The 5785-nt window shown below is 75.3% G+C and carries 6 protein-coding genes and 2 pseudogenes; all 8 read right to left on the reverse strand.

Annotated elements, in window-relative coordinates; translation table 11 throughout:
• A pseudogene (locus KPL57_RS27410) lies at window positions 1-446 on the reverse strand (hypothetical protein); the annotation flags it as partial.
• On the reverse strand, window positions 443-646 hold the full coding sequence (locus tag KPL57_RS27415; RefSeq protein WP_226353689.1) for a hypothetical protein: 204 nt from the start codon (window positions 644-646) through the stop codon (window positions 443-445). The pseudogene KPL57_RS27410 and the gene KPL57_RS27415, both read right to left, overlap by 4 nt.
• Before the next feature lie 651 nt (window positions 647-1297).
• A complete protein-coding gene (locus tag KPL57_RS27420; RefSeq protein WP_226353690.1) occupies window positions 1298-1459 on the reverse strand; it encodes a hypothetical protein in 162 nt (53 codons plus the stop codon).
• Window positions 1459-1800 carry a hypothetical protein gene (locus KPL57_RS27425; RefSeq protein WP_226353691.1) on the reverse strand — a complete coding sequence of 114 codons (342 nt, stop codon included), beginning with the start codon at window positions 1798-1800 and terminating at the stop codon, window positions 1459-1461. The genes KPL57_RS27420 and KPL57_RS27425 overlap by 1 nt, the downstream gene beginning before the upstream one ends.
• Window positions 1801-1902: 102 nt before the next feature.
• Entirely contained in the window at window positions 1903-2769 is an 867-nt protein-coding gene (locus KPL57_RS27430; protein WP_308253041.1) for an ATP-binding protein, read from the reverse strand.
• A gap of 49 nt (window positions 2770-2818) precedes the next feature.
• Window positions 2819-4501: a hypothetical protein gene (locus tag KPL57_RS27435; RefSeq protein WP_226353693.1), complete on the reverse strand. Its 1683-nt coding sequence runs from the start codon at window positions 4499-4501 to the stop codon at window positions 2819-2821.
• Window positions 4501-4998: a hypothetical protein gene (locus KPL57_RS27440; RefSeq protein WP_226353694.1), complete on the reverse strand. Its 498-nt coding sequence runs from the start codon at window positions 4996-4998 to the stop codon at window positions 4501-4503. The genes KPL57_RS27435 and KPL57_RS27440 overlap by 1 nt, the downstream gene beginning before the upstream one ends.
• A 202-nt stretch (window positions 4999-5200) precedes the next feature.
• Window positions 5201-5263 (reverse strand): annotated as a pseudogene (locus KPL57_RS72830) (hypothetical protein); the annotation flags it as partial.
• Window positions 5264-5785 lie beyond the last annotated feature (522 nt).

Raw genomic sequence — 5785 nt, forward strand, 5'->3', positions numbered from 1 at the left:
GCTCGATCGCGGCGGTGCGGGGGGAGGTGCAGGGCGCGCGCGACGGACGCCCGGACGGGCATGGTCGAGAGCGGGGCGCGGACGGGTGGGGTGGTCGCGGGGAGCGCGGCGGCCGGACCGGCCGCCACGACCTCGCGCGGACCGTTCGGGTGCGGCAGGACCATCGCGCCGAGCGTCAACAGCCTGCGCACGGGCCGGATCAGCACCCAGAAGACGATCGAGACGGTCGCGGCGACGATCAGCGTGAGCAGCGGCGCCACCCCGGAGTCGGGACGCAGCAGCGTGACCACCAGCCACGCGTGCGCCGCCGCGAGCGCGCCCGCGAGCACCGCGTTCGCCAGCACCCCCGCCACCAGCCGGAACAGGCCGGTGAGGATCTGCGGCCGCATGATCGCGACGACCGCGATCAAGGGCGCGAAGAGCACGAGCAGCCGCAGTACGATCATCGCGACGAACACCACGAGCTTGGCCGCGGCGGGAACGCGGCCAGCGCGACCGACTGCAGCAGCGCGACGCCGCCGGTGCCGACGCGGCTGCCCGCGATGCCCTGGAACTGCGGGTACCGGTCGCCCATCTTCGCGGTGAGCGCGGTGAACTCCTGCTTCTTGCGGTTCGCGGCGTCGGCGGTGTCCCCGCCCGCAGCCACCTCGCCCGGGTGAACGTCTGGGCGCGCAGCAGCGGCCTTCCCAGGTCACGGGCCTGCGGGGCGTCGACGGAGCCGAACTCGCCGCGCAGCCAGTTCGCGTAGACGATCTGGTCGACGAGCGTCTCGGGCAGGGCGTCGGGGTCGCCGACCCCGAGCTCGCCGAGGAAGCCCTGCTGCATCTGCGAGACGCCGTCCAGCAGCACCGAGTCGGACGCCTTGAGCAGCGACAACGGCGTCGCGTACGCCACGCCCGCCACCGCGAGCGCCGCCACCGCGACCCCGACGCGCTGGGCCTGGCGCGCGAGGTCGCCGCGCGCGCCAGCACGAGCAGCCCGATCGCGAGCACGAGCAGCGCCGGGCCGACCCACGTCGTGAAGACCGTGGAGTACATCGCTCGGACGCCCTGGTGCAGGAGCGCGTCCAGGCCGTCGAGCTGGTCGGACCCGCCCAGTTGGTAGTGCAGCCCGTTGGCGGCGGCGACGATCGTCTTCGCGCCGTCGAAGAGCATGCTGCCCAGCCACGTGTCGGTGCTCGCGGCCGTCGCGTCGGGACGCGAGCAGACGTCGTAGGTGCGCCAGGGTGTGGCCCGCGTAGCCGACCTCGCCGTAGACCGACGAGGGATCCCCGCCCGCGGCAGCGGGCACAGAGTCATCACGGCCCGTGCCCTCGGGCGTCGGGTCGAGCATGCCGACGAGACCTGCCGGGGCGGTCGGGCTCCGGCGGGATCTGGCAGCTGCCGGGCGCGGCCCACGCGGTGCCGCCGAGCAGCAGCGTCCCGACCAGGAGCGTCAGGACGACGAGGAGGCGCCTCATCAACCCGCCTCCCAGACGACGGGCGGCGTGATCTCGCCGGGCCACGTCGGGAGCTCGCGGTCGACGACGGGCACCGCGGGCCCGGCGCGGCGGGCCGCGTCGGGATTGGTGTCGAGCGCGGCGCGCACGTGCGCGAGGTGCTCGGCGGACAGGTCGACGCGGATGGCCTCGACGTCCCCGGTGCCGTCGGCGAAGACGAAGCGGCGCGGCTCCTCGGGGCCCCGCACGGCCGGCGTCGAGAGCAGCGGCTCGTAGCCGACACCCGTCGGGACGCGCAGCAGGCGCAGCGCCTCGGTCTGCGCCTCGGCGTCGTCGGTGCGGCCGACGAACACGGCGTCCACCAGCGACGCGAACCCGGGGACCCGCAGCAGGTCGCCCGCCAGCTGCGAGGCGAACAGCGCACGGACGTTTGAACTTGCGGGAGTCGCGGGCCAACCGGTCGATCAGCGCCTTGCCCGTCGGGACTGCGAGAGGAAGTGCGTCTCGTCGAGCGCGACGCCCTTGCGCCGGTCGCGGTCGACCTCGTAGATCGTGCGCTGCGTGAGCCACGACGCGAGGTTGAGCAGCTCGACACCGAGCGACTCGGTGTCGCTCCACTCGTCGCGCGGGCTGCCCGGGCGGGGCAGCACGAGCCCCTGCATCGTCAGGACGGTCAAGCGGATGTCGGCGTCGGCGCGCCAGGGGTCCGTGGTCTCCCCGCCCGCCCCGTCGTCGCGCGGGAAGAGCAGGGCCGCCTGCGGCAGGTCGCGGCGCTCCTCCAGGAAGTCGGCCACCACGGCCGCGTGCTCGTCGCCGTCGAGGGCGCGCACGCGCAGGGCGTCGACGACCATGCCGGGGTGGCGGTCGGGCGCCCCGCCGACCTCCTTCACCGCGCGCTGCAGGCGGATCCGCGTCTCGGGCAGCTTCGCGACGTCGTGCGGGAGCAGGCCGGTGAGCGCCTGCATGACGAGCTGACGCCGGGTCGCCGCCGCGCCGCGTCGCTCCTCGCGCAGCTGCTGCTCGGCCGTGGCCGTCGCGGTGTCGGTGAAGTGCGCGAGCCGCGGCTCCGCGACGACGCGGTACGGGTTGAGCACGCCCGGCGCGGCGCGCATGAGGTTGACGTGCCGCGCGAACGGCGCGAGCTCCGGCAGCTCGGTGAGCTTCGCGAGCGGCCCGGACGGGTCCAGGACCGTCCAGCGGGCGCCCGTCAGGAGCGTCTTGTGGACGAGCAGCCCCGTCAGGAACGACTTGCCGGAGCCGAGGCCGCCGACGATCGCGGTCAGCCCGGAACGCTGGTGGTGCTCCTGCGCCGCCCACGGGTCCCAGGCCACCGGACGGCGCGTGGCCGTGCACGTCTCACCCAGGAGGACGCCGTGGTCGTCACCGACACGAGCGGCGGCCGTCGGCATCGCGGCGGCGACCCAGGCGGCCGAGCCGCGCGCCGGTGCCCCGTGGAGCCGACCGCTCGCCGGGCACGAACTCGCGCGCGAGCCGGAACTGCCGCGCGGCTGCTCGATCGTCACCTTCGGTCGGTAGAGGTCGACGACCTGCTGGGCGCGGGCGAGCGTCTCGGCCTCGTCGGCGCCGGGACCGCGATCCGCCACCACCCGGCGACGCGGGTGTGCACTGCGTGAGCCCGACCGAGAGCTCGTCCTCGATGGCCAGCACCTGGTCGGCGGCGCGCGAGAGCGACGTCGGCGGCTCCTCGCCGTGTTCGGCGACGTAGTGCCGCATCTGCGAGCGCACCTTGCCCATCTGCCGCCGCAGCTCCCCGCTGACGTCCTCGGCGCGGCGCACGTCGAACCGCGCCGACCACTCGACGGGGAAGGGCAGCCGGTCGGTGCGCTGCATCCACGGGTCGTCCGCCTCGGGGACGTGCAGCGCCTCCATCTGCCCGACGGTCAGCACGACGAGGTTGCCGCGCCGGACGGTGCCGTCGGTGCCGCGGCCGAGCACCGTGAGCGTCGGGTCGCCGGGAGCGGCGCACAGCGCGACCTGGCCTGCGAGGGCGACGAGGTCGCCGTCGTCGAGCACGACGTCGGCGGGCAGGTCGGGCACGGTGGCACCGGGCAGGCCGAGACCGAGGGAGCGCAGCAGCAGCCACACCAGCTCGCCCGGGGTGGCGGGCTCCGCGGCGAGGCCGGGTCCGGTGAGGAGGTCGCCGATCTCCGCGACGGCGCGGTCGAGGTCGGAACGGGGACGGCCCCCGAGCGCCTCGACGGCCCGCTGCAGGGGGTTGTCGGCACCGCCGAGGTCGACGCCGAGGTAGACCTCCTTCTGCCCGGGCAGACCCGCGGCCAGGTGGCGCTGCTCGCCCTGCAGGAACCGAGGCCAGCTCAGCGAGCCGACCGGGGTGGGCGGACGGTCGACGGCGTTCGCGTGCGCTCCCTCCGCCCAGCGCCGCACGGGGTACGGACGACTGGTGACGCGCATCCGCACGTGGCGTCCGGCGAGGCCGCCGAGCTGGCCCGCCACCAGCGCCATCAGGTGCTCCCGCTCGGCGTCGCCGCGGAAGCTCCACGGGTGCGCCGACAGCCGGTACCAGGCCGTGATCGAGCGCTCGGTGCGCGTCAGGTTGCCCGCGATCCCGCGGATGCCCAGGCGCGGCTGGGCGGGCAGGCCCGCGTCGCCCGTCTGCCACGTCGGCACGGTGCGCCCGGCTTCGATGCGGACCGGCCGCTGCTCGATGAAGGGCAGCGCCGTGCCGCGGCCGGGCAGACTCCCGCGCAGCTTCATCGCCCGGACCTCGACGAACGACCGCCGACCGGGCGCGGCGTGCGCACGTCGGCCCACCACGACCCGACCAGGTGCGACAGCGGGCGCTCGTCGTCGACGCGGCGTCCGACGAGCCGCACCACGGCGACCGTGACGAGCAGTGGCCCACGCCACCGACAGCACCCCGAACCCGATGCCGAACCAGCGCTGCACCGCCATCACCACGAGCATCACGACCAGGCCGATCGCGTAGGAGACGTAGCGGGCGCGCCAGGGGAACGTCAGCTTCGGCGGGCCGAGCCAGACGGCGTCGACGCGGTACACGTCGTCGTCGGTGCGGACCTGCATCAGAACCCTCCCGGCACAGCGCGCTGACCTGACCTGTGCCGCGGCGTGGCGAAGCCGTCGGCGACGACGGCGGCGAGCTGCTCGAAGGCGGCGCGAGTGGTGGGGCGGCAGCGCTCCCGGTCGATCCGCCCGCCCGCCGCGAGGTGCGGGTCGGCGGGGACCTCGACGACGGCCGAGCAGCGTCCGGCGAAGTAGTCGCGCACCGCGCGCTCGTCGATCTCCCGGCTCCCGCGGTCGTGGCTCATCACGACGACGGCCTCGGCGGCGAGACTCCCCAGCCCGATCTGCGTGAGCCAGTCGAGCGTCATGGACGCGCGGCTGGCGGCGTCGGCGGTCGGCTCGGCGACGATCACCGCGCCGTCGACGCCCGCGAGCACACCGGTGAGCGCGGCGTGGCTGAGCCCGGTGCCGGTGTCGACGACCATCAGGTTGTAGCAGCACGAGAGCGCCGCGATGGCCTCCTCGTACTCGTCGGGGTGAAGGCGTCGCCCGCGCACGCGTCCCGGCTGCCCGCGAGGACCTGCAGCCGACCCGACGCGCTGACGAACCGGTCGATGTCGGTGACCGAGAACCGCGGCCGGTCGGACAGAAAGTCGAGCAGGTGCTGGATGCCGACCTCGACCTCGCCGGTGAGACGGTCGGCGAGCGTGCCGAGGTCGGGTTGGCGTCGACGGCGAGCACGCGGTCGCCCCGCAGCTCCGCGTAGGTGAGGCCGAGCATCGCCGCGACCGTCGTCTTGCCGACGCCGCCCTTCACCGACATCACCGCGACCTGGCGACACTGCGGAACCGGCGCCTGGATGCGGCGCAGCAGCGCGTCCTTCGCGGAGCGGCGTCCGCGCAGCCACCCGCCCGACCGGGACTTGCTCGGGGCCGCGAACAGGGACGGGACGGGCGCGGCGGGACGCAGCGGTTGCAAGGCCTGACCACGGGACGTCGGCTCAGGAACGGCGGCGAGCCGCTCGGGGCGCTGCTGAGGCGCTTGCGGCCGGTCTGGGCCTGAGGCTGGTGCTGAGCCGGGCGGCCGGTCCGGGTCTGGGCGGTCCGGGTCTGGGCGGTCCACGCTTCGGCGAACGCCGTGGACGCCGCCCGGACCGCAGGGTCGGTCGGTCCGCCGAAGGCCCGCGACGAGAAGACCTGCGTGGACTCGCCCGCTCCGGCGCCGCTTCGGCGAACGCCGATGGCGGGGCGACCTCGTCGGCGCGCGCCGCGAGCTCCGCGGCCGTGGGCTGCTGCAGGACGGGCGTCCAGCCGCCGGGGCGACGACCCCGCTCCAGGTCGACCA

The organism is Pseudonocardia sp. ICBG601, from assembly GCF_020496245.1.